We start from the raw sequence: 23,101 nt of genomic DNA, 5'->3' as shown, positions 1-23,101 counted from the left end.
TTTGCCAAATTCATTCTTGAGTCTTGCTACTGCTTCATCATGCTTTTTACTGAATTCAGTCTTAGCATCACTTATTAATTGTTCTAAGCTTTCACTGTCAGCACTATTCTTGATTTCTTTGATGTCACTAATAGCTTTATCCTTAATGCTGTTGACTGAATCTACACTTGTCGCTGCTTCAATATCTTTATCTGCTTGTGCAACAATCGCATCTACTTTGTCTTTGTCTTCTTGTTTCTTTAAGCCGCTCTTGACTTCGTCTGCTACTGCTTTAACTGCATCTTTTGCCGCTACTTTCGTAAACGCTAGTTCAGCTGCTGACTTTGCTTGAGTAATGTCTGCTTGAGCTTTTTCTGAAGCATCTTTTACTTCTTGCTTAGAAGTTGCTGATTCAATTGCTTTTTCAGCGTCAACTTTGGACTGATCAATATCTGCTTTAGCCTCATCGTACTTATCTTTAACTTCCTTCTTTTCATCAGAAGTCAATTTGTTATAGTCACTATCAAGTTGGTTCTTAGCATTATCTGCTATAGTATCAACTTTAATTTTTTCAGTGAGTTTTGATGTTGCCAAATCGGCTTCGGCAGCTGCTTTTTCAGCCGTATCAATCGCACTCTCTCCAGCCTTTTCAGCCGCATCTGCTTTTTCAATCGTCGATTGCTCGCCTACTGTTGTTTTAGCATTATCGCAAGCTTTACTTATAGCTGCTACAGCCTTGTCTTTGTCTGCATCAGATAAATCAGATTTATTAATTCTGTCAATTGCTTCAGTCGCATGATCATCTAACTTCTTTTGATCATTTTTAATAGCTGTATCCAAAGCCTGTGCATCTTTAAGAACCTTGTCCATGTTATCAATACCTTCTTGTTTAGCATTGTTAACCTGAACTGCAGTTGTTGTACTTGCGTCTTTAATCTTATTAGCTGCATCTTGGTAATAACTATCTACTTTATCCTTTAAAGCGGCCTTGTTTTCATCACTGACATTTGATAACGCATCGATGCCTGCTTTAACTTCAGTTTGCTTATTAGTTAAAGCGGTAATTGCATCTTTCTTTTCATTATCTAGTTTAATTGCAGCATCTTTATCTGCATTTGCTTTAATTACATTGATGTCACTAATAGCTTTATCCTTAATGCTGTTGACTGAATCTACACTTGTCGCTGCTTCAATATCTTTATCTGCTTGTGCAACAATCGCATCTACTTTGTCTTTGTCTTCTTGTTTCTTTAAGCCGCTCTTGACTTCGTCTGCTACTGCTTTAACTGCATCTTTTGCCGCTACTTTCGTAAATGCTAGCTCCGTCTTGTCAGCTATACTATTTATAGCTGCACTTCCTTTAGTTGCTGCATCTACCGCTTCATCAACTGTTTCTGCTGCTGCAATTGCTGCGTTAGTTGTGTTCTTTACTTGTTCAATGTCACTAAGTGCTTTATTGTACTCTGCATTAACTTGCTCTTTTTCTGTTGAGTTTAACCGATTATATGCATCTTTGACACGCTGCGTCGCTGTTTCTGCTGCTTTGTCAATATTAGCTTTGTTAGTGGTCTTGGCATTTTCGAGCTCAATTATCTCAATTGCATCGGCCGTAGCTTTAACGTTATCAATGTCCCTGATGGCCTGGTCTCTAATGTATCCTACTATAGTTACACTCTCAGCATTCCCTAGATCTGTTTGGGCTTGACTTACAATATTATCAACTTTGGTTTTGTCTTCTTCCTTCTTTAAGCCGCTCTTGACCTTAGCTGCTTCTGCTGCAATCATATCTGTAGCATACACCTTGGCAAAGGTCAGTTCGGCATCAGCTGCTGCTTGGGTAAAGGCCTTATTTGCTTTATCTACTGCTGTCGTAATTTCTGAATTAGTTTGCGCAGCGGCTATTGCATCTTCTGCTACGCTCTTTGCCTTATCAATGGCATTATTGGCTGCGTTATATGCCGCTTGGATCGCCGTTGTCTTTTGCTCATCTGGTGTAAGACTATTATAGGCATCTTGAACCCGTTTCTTAGCTGCAGCCGCCTGCTCATCAACACTGGCCTTGCTCGTCTCTTTGGCCTTTTGAATTGTCTGCTCGGCATTGCTCTTGATGTTGTCAATTGCCTTGATGGCATTCTCTTTTATTCTGTTTACATTGTCAACGTTTTCTGCTGCACCAATATCGTCTTTAGCTTGACCGACAATTTCATCTACTTTATTTTGATCTGCGGTTTCTTTCAGGTTTGGCTTAACTTTTGCCGCTTCTGCTTGTACCGCATCATTTGCAGTGATCTTGACAAAGGTTAATTCAGCTGCATCCGCCAGCTTGTTAATGGTACCTGTGCCTTCACTGGCTGCGGCAGTAACTTCGTTCTCAGTAGTCGCAGCTGCGATCTTGGCATCAGTTGTGCTTTGAGCGTTTTTAATATCTGCAATAGCCTGATCATATGTGCCTTTGTTGTCTGTCTTTTCAGCAGGTGTTAAGTTGTTGTATGCAGCATCAACCCGCGCAATCGCTGCTTGAGCTGCTCCATCTACATTAGTCTTATTCAGCTCTTTTGCCTTATCAAGCTTCTCTTTTGCAGTTGAATCTGCAGTTGATTTTACTGCATCGATATCTTGAATTGCCTGATTTTTAATACTATTAATTGTTGGAACATCAGTAGCAGCGTCCAGCTTGCCATTAGCTGTTGTTACAATATTATCAACTGTTTGTTGATCAGCTGTGCTTAAACCAGGCTTAACCTTGTTAGCTTCAGCCGCTATTGCTTCTTTTGCATCTGCTCGGGCAAATGTAACTTCCGCCTTAGTTTCAATCTCGCTAATTGTTTTATTTCCTGCACTTGCTATGTTCAAAACTTCGTCTACGCTTTGAGCTGCATCTATGTCTTTATTTGTCTTTGCCTCTGCTTGATCTATATCTGCTATTGCTTGACTTAAAACGTCTTTAAGGTCATTTTGAACTGAAGAAGATAGTTTATCATATGCATTTTGTATTCGCTTCTTGGCCGCTTCAGCCATCGAACTAATATAAGCCTTTTGCGCAGTCTTATTAGCTTCTAAATCACCTGATTCTCCAGTAATTTCTAAGCCTTTTTCAACTGGTCGAACTCCAGAATCAATTGCATCTGGACTGTACCCTACAAAGTTAGCATTAGGAGTTAATTCAACTTTGTCTTCCTTACTTAGATTTGCTAAAACATCTGACGGGATTCTAACTTCAAAGGATCCGTCAGTATTTATTTTAGATGTAAATACACTTGGTAACTCTTTGATATTATCACCAATGTCACCACGAAAAGTATCATTAGTATTGACATAAGGCTTTAAAGTTTTATCTTCTTGAATTATTCCATTATATTTTGGATTACTAGAAATATACTTAGCGATTATATAACCATCTGTACCTTTTGAAAAGTACTTATAAAAAGCATTTTCTTTACTTGGTCCGTCGTCAGATCCGTTATAATTTTTGACTCTACCTTTAATGGATTTTGAGCCATCTTCATTTTGTACAACCACTAAGCTATCAGTGTCTATATCCAAATACCCACTTGGATTAGCAGGAACGAATTTAACATAATTGTAACTAGCTGAATCCTTGGTACTCAAAGCAGTTTCAAAAGCTGTTTTCATAATCTTATCAAGCAAATTATTTCCTGGACTTGCTACAGCAGCTTTTGCAGCATCCAGAAAAGCACTAAATCTATCATCATTGAGAATTTCCTTTAATTCAGGGTCATTTTCAATTTCCGTTAATTGCTCTTTAGTCAATACTTTGCTACCATCAAGCATTTCCATATTGTTAACTGAGACGCCTGTACCTGATTTCTGCATTTGTAAAACATGAAATGGTGGTAGTGTAAACTTAGATCCTGTAATAGTTTGTAGCTCTTGCCGAACGTTAGTAACAGTAATTCGATTATTACCTATAATACTTGTATCATAATTTTGATTATTATGAGCATCTAACACAAATGAACTTGGATTATCAACTTTAAATGTGCCACCTTTAACGTCTAGCAAAGTTATGGCACCACTACCTGCTTTTTTACCTAAACTAATATTAAAGCCACCATTTTCAACTTCAGCTGAACCGGTAATATAAACTAATGTTCCTGAATAATCACCCATATCATTACCAACAATATTCAGTTCAGCTTTTGGACTAATGGTAAGACTACCGTTATTGTAAAATAAATTTCCAGTATTCCTATTAGTGATATTACCATTTGTGTTAATATTCACTTGCCCATTTTGTAAAATATTAAATGTAGAAGCCGGGGCACTTAAATATATAGCTCTAGACTTACCGCTATTTCTTACACCCTGATAAGGTCGAACAGTATCAATGCCAATATTAATATTCAGTGTACCTGATACTGATACGTTGCCATTACCCTCCATGTAAATTGCACTAAATGGATAACCCCATTCGCCAGTATCACTGTTACCATCATAATCTTGAACAGGGTTAAGTGTTACTGTGGCATTTCTATTAATTTTTACGGAGTTACCATTACCTTTCATTTCAATGATAGAACCACCGTACGTAGATCCAACAAAATTGCCATCTAAAAATTCTATACTATCGTTGGTTCTCCCACTTGCAAATTCAAATAATTGTTGATCATTACGGTTTGGCCATTTAGCTGTATGTGCTTCATTATTTCCAGTGAAACGAATATGTGTATTACTTCCAGCATATATCATTTGTGAACCATTAAATGTACAGTCTTTAAAAGTGATCGTAGACTGATATGATCCATTAATATTTTCAGTACTCCAAACACCATAATAGTCACCACTAATTAAATTCAAATTTTGATAAACCACATTTGCACTTGTACCTGACTTTTGTTTCGGTGAAAAACCAGTAAAATTCAGGGTACATTTAGAGTTTCCATTAGATCTAATTATTAAATCTCGTCCTGGAACATCAAATGTGTTGTTTCCATTATTAGATGGGGCACTAATATCATTCATTATAAGAATTTCATTGATGTCTTTGTTATACAATGCATTTTGAAAATCATTCCAATTATAAGCTTTAAAAGACAAGCCGTTACTTGCATCCTTTACAAAACTACTTTTATCTTTTACATCTATAATTTTATCGGTTTCAGTGGTTTGATTATCGTTAGAGACATCATCATCAATCGTTTTAATCTCACTATCATGAGAACTTTCTGGCAACTTGCTATCATTTGAAGTATTAGTTTCTGAGACTATGTTAGTATCATTAACATCTTCATTATTTGAATCGGTTTCTGGATGGTTAGCAGAAACAGTTTGATCCGAGCCTTTCACAGCTTTTTTTACCTGATCTTTGACTGTTTTAGAATCTTTTACATCATCCCTATCTCTCAAAAATGATGCCAAACCTGAGAAAGTAGACAATTTAGCGCTTTTTTCAGACTTTTTATTCTGCTTGCCATTTTTATCAGATTCAGAAGTCAGCACTTTATTTCCTGATGTAGTTATATTAGATTCCAAATCATTTGACCCAGATTTTGTTTTTGTCTCTACTTGTTGTGATGGCTCAACAACATCAGCCTTTACAGTCTTGCTGCCTAATCCGAAAAAAGTGAAACCTAACAGAACAGAAGCAGCACCAATAGACAATTTACGAATTGAGAATCGATCATGTTTTGCCTGCATTTTCATTTTTCTTAGTTGTTCTTTATAGTTATTTTTACCTAGCATGAGTTTTCCTTCCTTGAAAATTTAATTACATTTTAAATTCTATAACTATAGTTATTTTTTGTCAATATAGCTTTGGAAACAAATTATTTTCTACAAATAAGTGTTATTTTAAAATTTAATTTTAAACTTAAAAAATAAAAATGTAAATTTGTATCTAATGCTTTTGATCTAGGATTAAAATAAAAAAACTCAATAGTTGTAAATTTAACTTTTTATTTTATAAATTAATATTTGTTATATTCATAATAAAATATAGTACTTGCTTTTAAAATTAAAATAACATAAAAAGTTAATAATAATATAAAACTAATATATTAATCTTATATTTTTAATGTTATTTAAAATGATATTTTCTAACAAAATCTATATTCGAATATTTTATTAATTTTATATATAAAAATAGTATTACCTAAATGACACTATTCATGAAATTTACTATTTAGTCCTTTTTTTGAGACTAAATTATCTAAAAGTTTCTCTCTTTATAAATCTCTAATTATCAATAGAGATCTGATTTGCATAGGTTTTGATACTTTATGTCCCTTCATTGTTTTTATATTTAAAAGATCTCCGATTCAGCTAAAGCTCAATATAATTTTGATAGATTGTAACTCTCAAATTTGATTTTTTTAAATTAGCTAATCAAACTAATGTCTTAATTAAAAATTTTAGGAGCAAAAAGACCTCAAATTTATTCTAAATTTGAGGTCTTCCGTGTTTTACCAACTACTCAATTTTAAAGATTAACTACCTAAAAGTTTGCCTTCTTAATATATTTACCATTTGCTATGACATAGAATTTCTTATGACCAATTTTAATAGGATTACCATAAGTCTTAACAACTTTATGTTTCCGCAAAACTTTTTTACCTAAACGATTACCATACCTATTATATATATAAGCATTATGTTTCAGCTTTAATCTCTTAGCGTCAATGTTGCCACTATCCACAAACAAACCGTTTGCTAAAGCATAGTAGGTTTTTCCACTAATAGTCTTCTTAGCAACTGTTTCTATTTCTGAACCCGACTTGATAATTAACTTGTTAGCACGCTTGCCATTTTCATCATATAGATAAGCATTATGCATTAGTTTCTTAGTCGTAGTCTCAACAGGTTGAACTGCAGTATTAATAGTTTCTGCAGCAACTTCTTCACCCGCTAATCCCATAGCAGTTACTAAATTTACATTTCCTGCTTTGACATAGCGGTTCTTCGCTATAGTGAAGTATCTTTTACCGCGAATCTTAACGACTCCACCGAATGTATTAAGCAGTTGACCCTTTTTGTAAACTCCTGTATTCTTAACCCGCTTGCCAAGCTGGTTATAAACATACGCATTGTGAGTCAATTTTTGCTTAGTGGCCTGACCATTTGTTGCAACAACATAATACTTCTTGTTATTATTATGTGTGTCAACTAGTACATAATATTCACGTCCTGCAATAGTAACCGTACCGTAAGTTGAAAGAATTGAGCCGGCACCAAGTGTAACTTTGTTAGCCCGTTTTCCAGAATCATCATATAGATAGGCATTATGCATTAAAGTCACATTAGTGCTTTCACCTAAATCATTTGGAGTTCCATTAGCTCCATTTTCTTTATCATTGGTTGGTTGCTTAGCTGGGTCAGCAGGATTAGATGAAGTACTGCCATTGCCATCGGAATTAGAATTGTTTCCACCACCATTGGAATTATCATTATTGCCATTATTATTGTTGTTGGCACTATCTTTAATAATTTTATCAATGACAGTTGAATCTGATGAAGCCTTATTAATCGCTTCAATACCATCGTCACGCTTGCCGTCAATATCAGTTAAAGTATTATTTTGATTAATCTTTTCCTGAGCATCAGCTAAAATTCGATCGATTTCAGTCTTAATCTTGGCTTTTTCATCGTCAGTATAGTTATCACCGTTTTCATGCTTGACCCTGTTATTATCAATTTTCTTCTTAGCATTAGTAGCAGCATCTGAGACAGCCGCTTTGGCAATCTCCCGTATCCCAGTTATTCTATTATTCAAAACTTCATCATAAGAATTACCAGAGATATCTTTATATTTGTCATGCTCACTATTAGTTGCATAAATCCATGCGGAATCACCAAAATACCTCTGGTTCTGGGCAACTGCACCTTTGTATTCAGCCTCAACATCCCTATTGGCAGAACTCTTAACTGCATATAATGCTTGCTGCATTAACTGATCAATTGCTTGCCTTGCCATGTCAATATCATGGTTCATCTGATTTGCAATATTCTCGTAAGATGCATCAGCTTGAGCATCTTGTGTAAGCACACTATCTATGCTTCCATGTATGCCATCAAGTCTATTTTTGAAATGATCTCTATCTTGAGGAAGTAGGCTATCTATATTATTAAGCGTGTCCTTTGCCTTATTGAACATATCATTAACTTTTTCTTTGGACATCAGCTCATTATAAGCATTGATTCCGTTGCTATAAGCTTGAGTAGTGGAGCCAATATTTGTTGAATGCTTAATTGCATCAATTGCTTCACGTATAGCTTGAATATTCCTTTGATAATCAGGATTGGCTTTTTGTGTTTCAGTTAAACCATTGTATCCAGCTTCCAGGCCTGTTATTTCATCTCCAGCACCCTTTAAGGCATTAGCTTGGTTATAATCAAACCATTCAGAAGTATTTTGATAAGTATCAGTTAGCTTAGTACCAATTTGATTTTCGTCAGTCGGAATTTTATTGATTTCAGTTTGCTGTTCTATGTCTGCTTTTTCAGTTGCATATAAATCATCAACTATCTTGTTTAATGCTTTCTTTTGATCAGCAGTTAGTTGAGATGAGCCGATAATGTTGTGAGTTGTTGAATATTTTCTTTGTAAAATATCCTCTGCCTTTGCTTTGGCAGCAGCAAGATTAGTATCTTTTTCAACATCAGCAAAGCCAGGAATGTGACTGCCAGAATTGTTATCAGAATATCCTTGAGTTGCATTGTTGACAATCTGATCAACGTCCTTTTTGATGTCATCAGTAGAACGATCATTTCCGTTCTCATCTGTTGTTGGAACTGCGTTAATCTTTGCCTTGCTTTGATCGTAAATATCTTGGATCTTCTGCTTTTGCTTTTGTAAATCGGAGTTTACTAAACCGGAATCCTCAAGCTTTTTATCAGCTTCTGCTTTTTGCTCAAGAAGATTATTGATAGCATTTTGCTTAATTTGATAGATTTCTTCTTTATTTCTAGCTGTTTGGTATAGCTGGTCAATTCCAGTTTCACCTAAATTGATTGAGTGTCCCTCGCTATCGAGCCCCTTTTCAATATTTTGTAATTTCTTTTTAGCATTTTCGAGATCTGTTGTTGTCGGACTGCTTGGTAAAGCAACTTTACTAATTTCATCTTTAGTCTTTTGAACTAACTGATTAAGCTGATCTTGCAGGTCAGCCTTTTGCTGATCAGTTAAATGACTTGCAACTTGACCAATACTGCCTTTATCTTTGACATACTTATCAATAGCCGCAATTTGTTTATTCTTTTCACTTAGTAAATTGGCTGGAATACCTGCTTGATCTATAGCAGCTTCACCAGCTTTTTCAACTTGACCTAAGTCTGCATTATCATCGGCACCATATAAGTCGCTAACACCTTTTTGCATTGCGTCATTTATTGCAGCTTCATTTTGACTTATTTCAGTTGGATCAAGTCCTGAACCAGGTAATTTTGCCTTAGCAGCTTCAGCATATTCTTTCAGAGTATTAATTTGTTTGTTCTTTTCTTCGAATCGCTGAGTTAAGCCACTAATTGCATCATTACCAGCTTGCGCTGCTTGATTAATTGCACTATTTGCATCAGTCGTATTGTTTTGAGCAGCTTGAATATTTTGAGCAGCTTTATCACGTTCTGACTTAATGCGATCTCTCATCTGATCCGCAAGATTAGGATTATCTTTAGCAATCTTATCTGCAGCTTCGTTTGCCTTGGTAACTGCATCTTGCAATTTAGTTAAGGCATTATTAACAGATTCTGCCTTGACAATTTCATTATTAACTTTATTCAAATCAGCATTATTCTGATCTTTAGCATCAGATAATTGATCTTGGTTAGTAGCAGAGTTTATTCTAGTTTCACCTGACTGACGAATTTGATCAATTTTATTCTTCAAATCATTATATTGGTCTTGACCTAATTTTTTATCAGCCAAGTCTTGATCAATTTGCTGTTGTAATTTATTAGTTGAATTATCAAAATCATTTTTAGCAGAAGTCTTAGCGTTAGTAATGTTCTCATCATTAGCTGTATCAACAATTGCTTCAATTGCTTTATTACCCTCATCTTGAGCCTTTTTCACATCATCTGCATTTTGAGCTTTATCAATATTGTCTTTTGCCTTATCCCGCTCGCTTTCAATTGTAGATGTGTCTTTAGCGTCTTTAGCAATTGAAGTTTGGGCTTTATCATCTAAAGCAGATTTTGCCTTATTTTTAGCTGCCTGCAGTTTAGCATCAGCCAAAGCCTGGTAAATATTGCTTAGACCGGTATTCTTTTCTGTATCAATATTTTCAGATAGAGCGCCACTGACGTTTGCAACAGCATGATTATAAGCATCTTGTGCTTGTTGTTTAAACTTAGCCAGCTGATCAGAGGTTAAATCACTTAAACCATTTATTTCTGGTAGAACACCGGTATCACTTGAGCCTTTTCCAAGAGCTTTATCAAGTTCTTTAATTGCTTGATCTCTTTGCTTACGGATATCATCTGCATCACTCTTACTTGCATTAGCAACTACGTTACTAATTCCCTGTAAGGTATTATTTTTGATTTTCTCAACTGTAGCGCTGTCATTGGCCGCGCCAGTATCATTAATGCCTAAATCAGCCACTGCAAAAACTGCATTTTGGTCTCGTGAATCATGTAGTTTAGCTCGAGCCGCGTATGCTGTATTTTTAATCAAATCAATGGCAACAATTTTATCACTAGCTAACTTGGCAGCAGATTCAATGTTATTAATTTTATTTAATGCATCTTGATAAATTCCAGTTAGTTGTTCTTTATTTGTGGCAGCATCAATTTTATTATTTGCATCCGCTGGGATTGACCCAAGCTGACTAATTGCATCATTAAATTGATTCTTTACTTCATTTTTTTGTTCATCAGACAATTTGCTATAAATGTCACTTAAACGATTCTTGGCACTGCTTGCAGCATTGGCAATACTATTTTTAGTATCAGTTTTAGATGTATTAAAACCATTACCTGCAGCTTCTGCAGCATCAATATCTGATTCGCCCTTTTTCTCAGCTATATTAGCATCAGAGATATCATTTGTAGAATCAATTATTGATTTTGCGTTATCACGTGCGGATGTAATGTTATTAACCGTTGTGTTCTTGGCATCATTGGTAATATCCGACGAATTATTAATCCGGTCAATCGCCTTTTGAGCATAATCATCAAGCTTTTGTTTATTAAGGATCTTATTAACATTTACGTCACTAATCACATCATCAATTGATGACTTACCATTTTGGACAATTTTATTAAGTTGCTCATTGGTAGTGGTATTTTTATCATTAATTCCATTAACACCAATATCATAAGTAGCATCAACTTTTGCACGTAATTCTGCTTTGTTGGCACTGGTAATCTGATCCATATTGCCAATCTGCTCTTTTACTTTATTACGCTCATCCATTAGAGCTGCTAAAGCCTGGTCTTTTGCAGACTGCAAGTTTGCTGCAGTTTGAATGTTTGCTAAATCGTTTTTACCTTTAGTTAATGCTGCATCTATATCATCTTTACCTGCACCTTGAATGGCAGTTTGAGCCTGATTGAAGGCATTGGTAATCTGATTATAGTAGTCATTCTTTTCGGTTACTCCTAAATTAGGATCATTAGTAATCTGACTGCTTGCAGAATCACGCGCATCTTTTAATTTTCCAATTGCAGTTTGACGCTGTTGTTCTAAGGCCTGAGCTTCGAGATCAGGAGAAAGAGAATTAATAACAGAATTAATGGCATCAATTCCTGTTTGAGCATCAGTGTTAATATCAGTTACTGTATGGTCATTAGTGATCGCCTGGATTGCTTGATCATAACCCGCATCAATCTGGTCCTGTTTTGCTTGAACTATTGCCGGATCAAGATGAGAATTTGCAAGAGTATTTTTGGCATTAGCCTTGGCCTGTTGCAATTTACTAATTGCCTGAGCCTTAGTGGCTGTGATTTGAGCAGCACCTAAATCTTTAAGAATATTGTTTTGACCTTCTTGCTTTGCCGAAGTGATATCAGAAACATTTTGAGCCGAAGCAATTTTAGCCTTTGCAGCCTGCGCATCTTGATCAATTTGGTCTTCATAATACTTCTTATTTGAAGGACTGAGTTGACTATCATCAATGCTTTCAATTTTAGCTTTTGCATCATTAACAGCTATATCAATGTCTTGAGCTGCATTGGTTCTAGCTTCTTCTACCACCTTATTGGCAGTACCGTGTGCATCGCTTACAATATTATCTATACTGTTTTTAGCGTTAGTGACTGTCTCAGCGATTTTAGAACTATCGACCTTGTTTAAAGTATCGATATTGTCGTTAACTACCTTGCTGATTTGATCATGATATGCTTTCTTTTGTTCATCAGTCAGATTGCTTGTCTGATCGATTTGGTTATCAGCGTTTGTTTGCGCTTGTCTGATCTGCTTGATAGCATCAGCCAAGGAATTGTTACGCTCACCATTAGCTTTAGCTGTAGCCAGTAAGTTGTTTAAGGCATCGATACCATCATTACGCGCTGAATCAATTGCAGTTAAGCTGTCTGCCTGATCAATGCGCTGGTTATAACCAAGAGGAGTGTTTGAATTATTGAGCAGTTTCTGTGCATTTGCCACGCTATCGTCAATATCATTTGCTGACAAACCAGGCAAACTACGCAGTTGGGTCTCAATACCGCTTTCTACTTTAGCAAGTTTAATCTTAGAAAGCTGTCTTAAAATTGACCGCTTAGTTGACTCCTCAGTTGTCGAAACAGCAGCAGAATCGCTTGCTTTATCAATATTAGTCAAACCATCACTTACTGTTTTTTCTATTTCAGAGTTTGAAGAAATGCCTAGCGAATTTTCATTAGCATTTGCATATCCCATAATTTCAGCTTTTGCCGCATTTTGATCAAAAATAGTTTGTGCTGCTGTTTCTCTTTGTAGGATCGCAGTGTTATCAGAAGTGCCATAAATTGACTTTTGCTCATTATACTTAGCACTTCCTGGTTTAGCTGTTGCAACTTCTGCTGCTTGATCAATTGCATCTAATAAAGGAGTCTGTTGATCTAAGCTAATGCCTGAATTCTGCACTCGCTGTTTTGCAGCAGATGCTGCAGCATTAATTTTACTTGCTTCTTGATCAGCATTTATATCCTTAATAGACTCCTTACCCTTGGAACCATCGGGATCATCACCAGTGATAATATTGTGAACTGCTTGATTATAAGAATCCCTTATTTCTGCAGTTTTATCGGCATGGTTGTTAATTTCATCTTGAGCAACAGCCTGTAAGTCTTTCAGTGCCTGAATTGTTTTGTTAACTTTATCAATTATATCTTGAGCTTCTTTTTGGTGACCATCTACTGATACTTGGTCAAGATCTTTTTCAATATCACCTTCTGGCTGAGCGATAGCCTGAGCACGAGCCAGTCGAGTAGGTAAATTAGTTACTTCGGTCTTCTCTTCTTTACTCAAGTTAGGATCGCTTGCTAGCTTGTAAGCGTCAACATAGACTTGATCAATTTTTTGCTTAAGATCGGTTTCAATACTCTTCTTATAACCATAAGCTGCCTGATCAATTGCATTAATACCATTCTTCATTGCTTCAGTAATATCTTTATCAGCTTGAATACCTTTAATAGTATTAATTGCTTTATCACGTGCAGCATTAATTGCATCTACCATTGTAGGGAATCTCTTTGACTGCAATGTGGCTTCATTATTTAAATTTGTAATTGCATTATTACGAGATGCCTCAATCGTTGAAGAATTTTGCGCCTGACTTACGACATTCTTAATTGCATCAAGGGCAGCATTCTTACGATTGTTAACCTCGGTTAAAGTGTTTGCACTTGAAGCATAAACTGAAGTTTTTTCATTATCGGAATTAATTGTTTTGGATGCAGCAGATGCAACTTTATCTAATTGTTCATTAAAGTCTTTAACTTGAGCATCAGATAGATTATTAGGTCTATGAATTTTAGCATCACTTATTGCATCAGTAATTGCCTTTGCAGCTTGATCTTGAGCGTCTGCTAAAGTTAGAATATCCAAGTTTTTAATTATTGGGCGACGACCTGCAGCTACACTAAACGGATCATAGCTAACAAAGTTTGCATTTGGAGTTAATTCTACAGAGTAGCCTTTATCAAACTTAATCGTTTGATCAGCTGGAATAGTAAAACTAAATGAACCATCATCATTCACAATTGTTGCAAATTGTGTTGGTAAAGGGTTCAAAGAACTGTTGCTTGAATCTCTTATGGTGTCTTTTGTTTGCGAATATGGGTTGTCAATTAAATTCTTACCATTTTGATCCTTTGGTGTCCACGCAGTTTTTACTCCCATACTATCGATTAAATTAGCCATAATATATGCTTTAGTGGCAACTGGGAGTATCAAACTAAATGGGTTTTTCAAATTTTCTGGATCTGAATCCGGACCATCAACAGTAGAATTATAATTAATTACGCTACCTGCCTCACCGGTAATTGTTTGTGAGCCATCATCATTTCTAGTGATCTTGACCTTACCAGGATCAATATCCAAAAAACCACTCGGATTGGCTGGAATAAAACTAATGTTGTTATAGCCAAAATTATTGCTATTGTTGAATGCTTTTTGAATAATATCCGAAAAGATTTGGTCGTAAGTCCAGCCGTTCTTAATCCCATCAGTCAACGAATTTTGAACATCAGCCGGCAATTTATCAAGTGAAATATGAGCTTTTGCTGCCTGTGCTTTAATTTCTGCTAATTTATCTGCAGTTAGCTTTTCTTGACCATTAAGCAACTCAATATTATCGACTGCAATCGTACTATCAGTTTTCCTAACAGTCAAAACGTGAAATGGTGGCAATGTTACTTTACCAACCCCAGTTTGCGTTGAGCTCAAATCAAACTGTTGCCGAACATTTGTTAAGGTAATCGGCATTGTGCCGATAATACTCGTAGCAGGATTGGTATTGCCCTGGACATTCAAAATTAATGAAGTGGGATTATTAACAAGTAACTTTCCGCCTTGCACATCTACCAAAAGTATTTGGCCATTACCGCCATCTACGTATCTACCATTTGGACCTGGCGTTCCAAGAATAATGTTAAAACCACCGTTTTCAATGTTGGCTGTACCCCTAATTAAGACTAAAGTACCAGAATAGTCGCCCATATTTGAACCATTAATGTTTAACGATCCCCGTGGTAAAATGTTAAAATTACCACCATCATAAATCAGGTTTCTATTGCCCCAGTTATTAGCTATATCACCGTTAGTAGTAATATTTACTTTCGCATCACTATTAATATTAAAAACAGAGTTGCCATCATTAATCAGGATTGCACTGGATTGATCGTTGTCATTTGTACCATTATAGTGATCACTACCAACTATGATGTTTAATTCACCATTAACATTCACGGCTTCATTATTACCTAACATGGCGATAGCTAAAGGAAGCCCAGTATGTTCAGCAGCATTTGAGCCTAAGCTATTATTAGGAACATAGATTCGAGGAGCAAGTGTTACCTTGGCATCCTTGGCAATATTAACAACATTGTTGCTCCCAGCCATTTCTAATACGTTACCACCGACAGTTTTACCGGTAAAAGTACCGCTAAAATCAATTGAGTTGTTTGAACCTGTAAATTCAAATAGTTGTTGAACATCACCACTTGATATTGTAATGCCAGGATATGGTGTATGAGTCACTTCACCATAGTTAGTTCCTGTAAAGTAAATTTTAGTATTGTTACCACAGTGAACCATCTGCGAACCATGGAAATTAACATTATTAAACGTTACTTTTGAAAAATGCCCGTCCTTATTGTAATCATCAGTCATGATGACACCCCAGATATCGGCACTCCATAAATCAAGGTTGTCGTACGTTATATCTAAATCCTGAGTACTGCCACTATTTAATTGGAGGTGGTTACCTTTCAAATCCACCTTAAATCTGGTATTACCATTACCAGCGGATTTAATCAACATTTTCCTGCCGTAGAAGTAGTATGCTTGTGATCCATTCTCTGGTCCGTCAGTAATATCGTTCATGACGTCAATTTCTGATATAGATTCATTCTGAAATGCAGCTATAAGTTCATTAAAGGTATGGACCTGTGCTACACCAGCATCCCTAGTATTTATTTCTGTGTTTTCAGCAGCATTTGAATCTTCCGCTACTACAGCAGTTGAATCAGCAGGCTTTGTTGTTGTATCTCCTTTAGCGGATGAGACTTCATCGGCTTGTTGATCCTCACTAGACTGTTGGTCCGAGCTATTTGTTGGATCAGAGGTTGTCTTTTCTGATTTTGCCTGACCAGTTGATAAACTGTGACTAGCTTTTGAGTCACTGCCACTATCTCTTAAAAACGAACTTAAGCCAGAAAATGTGCTTAAATCGTGCTTTGTATTATCTTGACTTGACTGCTTTTCTGTAGTTGCAGTTTTTGCAGTATCCCCAGTTTGTTCTGTTTTAGTTGTTTCATTCTCATTTTTTTGAGAATTTACTTCTTCATTTGCCGGATCAACTGTATCTGCTTTAACTGTTTGATTGTTTAAGCCAAAAAATGTAAAACCGAGCAAGACAGAAGCAGCACCAATTGTCAATTTACGAATTGAAAAGTGGTCTTGCTTTGCCTGCATTTCCATTTTACGTATTCTTTCCTTATTATTATTTTTACCTAGCATAATAATCCTTCCTCAAAATTATAATTACATATTAATTGTAAGTCCTGTTATTTTTACTGTCAATTTAGTAACATTATTATGCACAGTATAAATAACTTTTTTAAAATAACATATTTTTAACAAACTACTATTAATACAGTATTTTTAAAGTTAAAAATAACAATAGCTATATTATTACAAAAAATATTTTATATCTTAATATTATATAAATATTTTTAATTTAATAGTTTTTTGAAATAATTATTTATGCTATACGAATACTAAATTAAAATTACAAATATATATTTAGCCATTTTTGAGATATACTTAAAAGATTTATTATCTAGGGTGAAAATCTGCAGTAATTACCTATAAGAATAATATTTTTAATATAAATAAAAAAACCACAAACTGTTATTTCAACAATTTGTGGCATTTCATTTAAGCTATTTCAATTTAAAAGTTAGCTTTTTTAACAAAACGTCCTTTTGCAGTAATGAAATATCTCTTGCCGTTTATCTTGACTGAATTACCATAAGTCTTAACTGACTTACGTTTCTTCAGTACTTTCTTGTTTGCACGATGACCATACTTGTTATAAACGTAGGCATTGTGCTTTAACTTCAACTTCTTAGCATCAATATTGCCGGCTGCAATAAACATACCATCTAGAAGTTCGTAGTAAACTCTGCCGTTAACTGTCTTCTTGCCAGCAGTTTCGACTTTAGAGCCTGCCTGGAAGATCAACTTATTAGCACGAGTACCATTTTGATCATACAGGTAAGCATTATGCATTAAAGTCTTTTCAACAACAGTTTGTGGCTTTTCAGCAACTGCACTGGTTGGAACTACTTCAACTTTGGCTGTGCTTACAGTAACAACTCCTTTAGCAAAGTTGGCAGCTTTAACGAAGCGGTTCTTGTCAATGATGAAGTACTTCTTGCCACGAATCTTGACAGCATTACCAAAGGTCTTAACTAGCTTGCCCTTCTTGAATACGCCAGTGTTCTTTACCCGTTTGCCAAATTGATTGTAAATATATGCGTTATGCTTCAGTTTGCGCGTAGCCGCAACAACGTTACCAACAGCAACATAGTATTTCTTGTTGTTAGCACCTTTATCAACAAGGACGTAGTAGTCTCTACCATTGATGGTCTTAGTGCCATAAGTAGTTAGGACTGACCCAGCTCCAAGAGTAATCTTGTTAGCACGCTTGCCAGTTTCATCGTATAGGTAGGCATTGTGCATCAAAGTTACATCTACAGAGTTGCCAACATCATTGGTTCCATTAGGTTTATCCTTGTCAGAAGGGTTAGTAGTTGGGTTCTTAGCTGGATTGGCTGGTTGAATAGGAGCAACTACTCCGCCACCACCGTTATTGTCATTGCTGTTATTACCATGCAAAATATTATCAATTGTAGATGGGTCAGAGCAATCCTGATGAATTTGGTGGATACCGTTATCACGAATATTATCAATATCAGTTACTTTGTCAGCTTTATCGATATTATCCTTGGCATCTGTAGCATCCTTATCAATCTGCTCATTAATCTTATTCTTATCAGCATCAGTATAATCAGTGCCGTCTTCATGCTTCAGATGGTTGACTTTATCTTTAGCAATATCAACTGCATCGTCAATTGCGCCTTTAGAAATTTCCTTATCAGCGTTGGTCTTATCAGAGTTGATACCATCTTGCGATGAACTATGAACATGCTTATTCTTTTCGTAAGCATCATCAGTCTTAGGTGTCTTGCTGTCATCACCAAATTCATTGTGAATTGTATCTACCGCATCACTATGGTTCTGGGAAATTTCATTGTTGGCATCAACAGCATCTTGAGATTGGTCTTCAATACCAAAGTCGTTTTCAATGGTGGTAATATCGCTTTGAGCATCATGGGTAATCTGATCAATCTTGTCCTTGTTAGTTGAAGCGTTATCAACAGAAGAATCGATCTGGTTAAGCTTGTCCTTGGTGTCTTCAACAACTTTATCAACGTCACCTTTTAGACGATCTTTAGCTTTATCAGTTAAATCACTATTATCAATATTAGTTTTAGCCTTATTAGCATCAGTCTTAACCTGATCAAGGGCATTCAACTTGTTAAGTAACGTCATACCCTTGTCGTAAGCTGAACTTGCATCCTTAATGTTCTGAGCATTATTAATTGCTGTAATAGCATTATTAATGTCATTGAGGTAATCTTTATAATCAGGATCGGCCTTTTGCATATCAGTTAATTTATCAAGACCAGCTTGTAAACCAGCTATACCATCTGTACCTGACAAAGCATTATCGTGTTCGTCATCGAACCATTCACTAGGTTTAGTCAAGATAGCGTCGATAGCTTTACCAATCTGATCTTCATCTTTTGGAACATCATTTATGTCGGTCTTACTATCAATATCAGACTTTTCGGTATTAAAGGCATCATCGATAGCTTTATTAGCTTTTTGCTTTTGATCTGCAGTTAATTGTGAGCCGTTAATAACGTCATGCGCTTGAGCACGTTTATTATTAAGAGTTTTTTCAGCTGTTGTCTTAGCACCATCAAGTTTAGCTTGATCAACGATATTGCCAATTCCAGGTACTTTATTATTGTTATTTGGATCCTCGAAGCCGTTAACAGTATTGTTAATAATTGTATCGGCTTCATCTTTTATTTGTTCAGGAGTCTTAACATGACCGTTATCATCTGTGTCAGAGATATTAATAATCTGATCCTTAGCTTTATCAACGAGCTTTTGTACTTGATCCTTCAAAGGTCCTTGATCAGCAGGAGACAAACCTGAATCTTTGATTTTATTATTTGCTTCTTCTTGTTTCTGCTCAAGTTCAGCAATTGCGTCATTCTTGGCCTTAACAACATCGGCTTTTTGTTTGGCAAGTGTTTTAACTTTATCAACTCCAGCTTCACCAAAGTCAACTGTTTCGTTACTTTCAGGAACACCTTTTTCAGCATTATCAACCTTGGCCTTAGCTTCGTTAAAGTCAGTTTGGCTCGCACCTTCTGCTAAAGTAACATCATTGATCTTAGAAATAGCCTTATTCTTTGCCGCTTCAACTTGCGCCTTAAGTTCTGCGATAGTGTCTGCTGGCAGACCATTCTTATTCTGATCGGTTTGAGCCAATTTTTCAATATCACTTTCAGCAGCAGTAGCATACTGGTTGATAACAGCAATCTGTTTATTCTTTTCTGCGAGAAGTTTAGTTGGCAACTTCGCTAACTCAACCGCGTTTTCAGCTTTTTGTTCCGCTGTTTTTGCATCATCTACAGAAGATGCTTGGTAAATATCGCTGATTCCAGTTTGCACAGCGTCGTTAATCTCAGCTTCACCTTGTGCAACATCACTTGCAGTAAGTACAGGGTTGCCATTTTCATCTGTCTTAAGTTTGTTAAGATCGTCCTTAGCTGCATCAGCTTTTTGCTTCAGAGTCTTAATCTGGTCAACCTTATCGGTGTAATCATTAGTCAGACCGGTAATGGTATCGACACCTTTTTGACCAGCAGTCTTAATGGCATTTAGTGGATCATCTGCTGCGTTTTGAGCATCTTTAATGTTCTTAGCCGCATCAGCACGCTGTTTTTCAATAGCATCTTTCATTTGTTTAGCAAGTTTTTGCTGCTCTTCCTCAGTCTTACCTACTTCTTTAGCAACCGCATCAGCAGCATCATTAGCTTTGTTAACCGCATCAGACAACTTACCTAAAGCGGTGTTAACTGCTTCTACTTTATCAATATCAGTATTAATTCCGCTTAAGGCACTTTCACCATCACTTTCAGCACCATTAATGTTTGATGTACCGTCAGCATTTGAAATGGCTCCGTTTGCTGCAGCAACAGCATTATCTACCTTGTCTTTCAGGTCTTGATATTGATTATAATCTAGCTTTCCACTATCCCTGTCATTCTTCAGACGGTCATAAATCTTATCAGCAGCAGCAGCAAGCTTATCTTTAGCAGTCTGTTTCTCTTTAGCTGATGAGGTACCATTATCAACGTGACCCTTGATTTCTCCTTCACCATCTTGTTTAGCATTATTAACTTTATCAGGTGTGTCGGCATTATCAATGTCTTCTTTAGTCTTGTCACGGTCTTTGTTGATATTATCGATGATATTTTGTTTATCATCTTTATTAATAGTATCGTCCTTATTAACTTGATCAATGGCATCATCAGCGGTCTTGTCAACATCTGCTTTAGCAACATTTTTAACAGCTTGCAGTTTAGCATCTGTTAGTGCTTTATCAATATTAGTCTTGCCAAGGCCTTTTTCAGAATCGATTTGATCCTCAGTAGCACCTTCAATTCTGATATGTGCTCTATCGTGAGCAGCCTGAGCTTGAGCTTTAAATTGCTTCTTCTGGTCGGCAGTTAAATCATTTAGTTTGTCAATAGCAGCGGTAGTATTAGCAAGTTCCTTAGCAAGATCCTCATTGGCCTTGTTCTTTTTAGCCCAAAGAGCGTCATCTTTATCTTTATCACCTGTATCAGAATCTTTAATATTGTTGATACTGTTAAGAGCATTATTCTTGATGGCAAGTATTGTTGAACTATTAGTGGCGGAATTAATATCAGCAATTCCTAAGTTTTCAATCTCTTCAACTGATTGTTTATCTCTATCCTTCGACAATTTAGCCTTAGCGGCATTAGCGGCATCCTTAATAGCTTGAACAGCTGCAATCTTAGTCATTGCAACATTAGCTGTATCACCAGCTGAGTTTATAGAATTGATGGCATCATTAGTTAAACCAGTAATTGTATCCTTGTCTAATGCAGTATCAATTGCTGCCTCAGCTTGGTCAGCAATTTCCGGAATAGCTTTAACAGCCTTGTCATATGCATTTTGAACTTGCTTCTTTTCAACATCAGTTAAAGCATCGTACACATCTTTTAAGTTGTTTAAAGCTGTTTCTCTAGCGTTATCAATTTTAGCTTTTGCTGCAGTTTTAGCCTTTTCTAAATCTGCATTATTAGCCATGGCTTCTGCTTTTTGAATATTGATTTCACCATCTTTTTCAGCTTGATTAGCATCTTCAACTGTTGTTTGCTTGCCAACTTCTGCTTTAGCAGTATCACGGGCTTTTTGAATATTGGTAATGGCTACACTCTTGTCAGTGTCTGTCATAGTTGAACCGTTAATACGGTCAGTTGCTTTTTGAGCAAAATCTTCCAGCTTTTGCTTATCATCAGCGATTGTCTGGTCGATACCCTTTGCTTTGCCCAGAATATTCTCCATAGTGGTAATGCCGTCATTACTTGCCGAATTAATCAATGCAACAGTATTAGAAGTCGGATCTTTAACCTTATTGACAGCATTGTCATAGGCGTTTTGAAGATCAGTCTTGATACCATCTTTACCAGTTGTACTAATATTACCTAATTTGTCAATAGCTGCACTATCAGCATTGAATTCATTTTGTAAATTAGTTAGAGCTTTGTCTCTAGCAGATTGCAAGTCAGCATTATTTCTAATGTTGTTTAATTCTTCAATACCTGCATTGTGTGCTGATTTAACGTTATCTTTATCAGCAGCATTAACTGCTTGCTCTGCATTATTCAGAGCAGAAGCAATTTGCTCAAGGTAATCGCTTTTTTCACTGTTAGATAAATTAGGGTCTTCTTGAATATGGCCACGCAGTTTTTGAGCTTGATCTCTTAAATCTGCGATCGCTTTATTCTTAGCTTTTGCTAAGTCGGCCTTGTCTTTATCCTGAGAAATACTGTCAGCAACAGCTTTCATAGCACTGATACCCGTGTTCTTGTCAGTAACAATATCGGATGGAGTATAGTCATTAGATACAGCAGTTATTGCCGTAGTATAGGCATTGTCAATAGCATCGAGGTCTTTCTGCCAATCATCATCAGAAAGTGTGCCGTTCGTGTGGGCTTCATTAACAATTGATTTGTTATCGTTCTTTGCCTGATTCAATTCTTCAATTGCTTGTGATTTAGCAGCAGCAACTTGGGCTGAAACAAGATCTCCGTTTATGTTGTTTTCACCATCTTTTTCAGCAGTATCGATAGCGTCTTTATTACCTGCTGAATTGATGGCATTAGTTGCTGAAGCAGCATGCTGATCAATCAAATTTTTGTAATATTGCTTGTTACTTGGGCTAAGATAATTGTCATTTATACTATCAATAGCATTCTTAGCTTTCGTAGCAGCATCTTGTAAGGCTTTAAGTTGTGAACTCTTTTCATTCTGAAGATCTGCCAAATCTTTACTTGAAGCAGTACTCTTAACACTGTTAATCTTATCAATTGCAGTCTGTTTATCAGTTTTGATTAGATCAGGATCAGTTTCCTTATTGACCTTATCAACACCTTCAGTGGCATCGTCCTTAATAGTGTTAATTAGTAAAGTTCTGTCTTCATCAGTTAAGTTAGGATACTTAGTTTTATCATTAATTTCATTAATAGCATTATCCCGTGCTTGATTTATTTGTTTCTTAGCTGAATCTTTATAAGCAGCTAAAACGTTGTCTTGTCCGGCAGTGATGTCACCTTTAATATCATC

Annotated in this window: 3 protein-coding genes; all 3 read right to left on the bottom strand. The window is 36.0% G+C overall.

Annotated elements, in window-relative coordinates:
- Window positions 1-5,682: pectate lyase-like adhesive domain-containing protein (locus LDM90_RS08405; protein WP_223896909.1), on the bottom strand; the 5,682-nt coding region annotated here is incomplete at its 3' end.
- Window positions 5,683-6,433: 751 nt separating this feature from the next.
- On the bottom strand, window positions 6,434-16,597 hold the full coding sequence (locus LDM90_RS08400) for an SLAP domain-containing protein (RefSeq protein WP_223896910.1): 10,164 nt from the start codon (window positions 16,595-16,597) through the stop codon (window positions 6,434-6,436).
- 435 nt (window positions 16,598-17,032) lie between these two features.
- The coding region (locus LDM90_RS08395; protein ID WP_223896911.1) for an SLAP domain-containing protein at window positions 17,033-23,101 on the bottom strand (6,069 nt) is incomplete at its 5' end.

The organism is Lactobacillus huangpiensis (genome assembly GCF_019972815.1).
Lineage (GTDB): Bacteria > Bacillota > Bacilli > Lactobacillales > Lactobacillaceae > Lactobacillus > Lactobacillus huangpiensis.
This window is presented reverse-complemented; position numbering and strand designations above follow the sequence as displayed.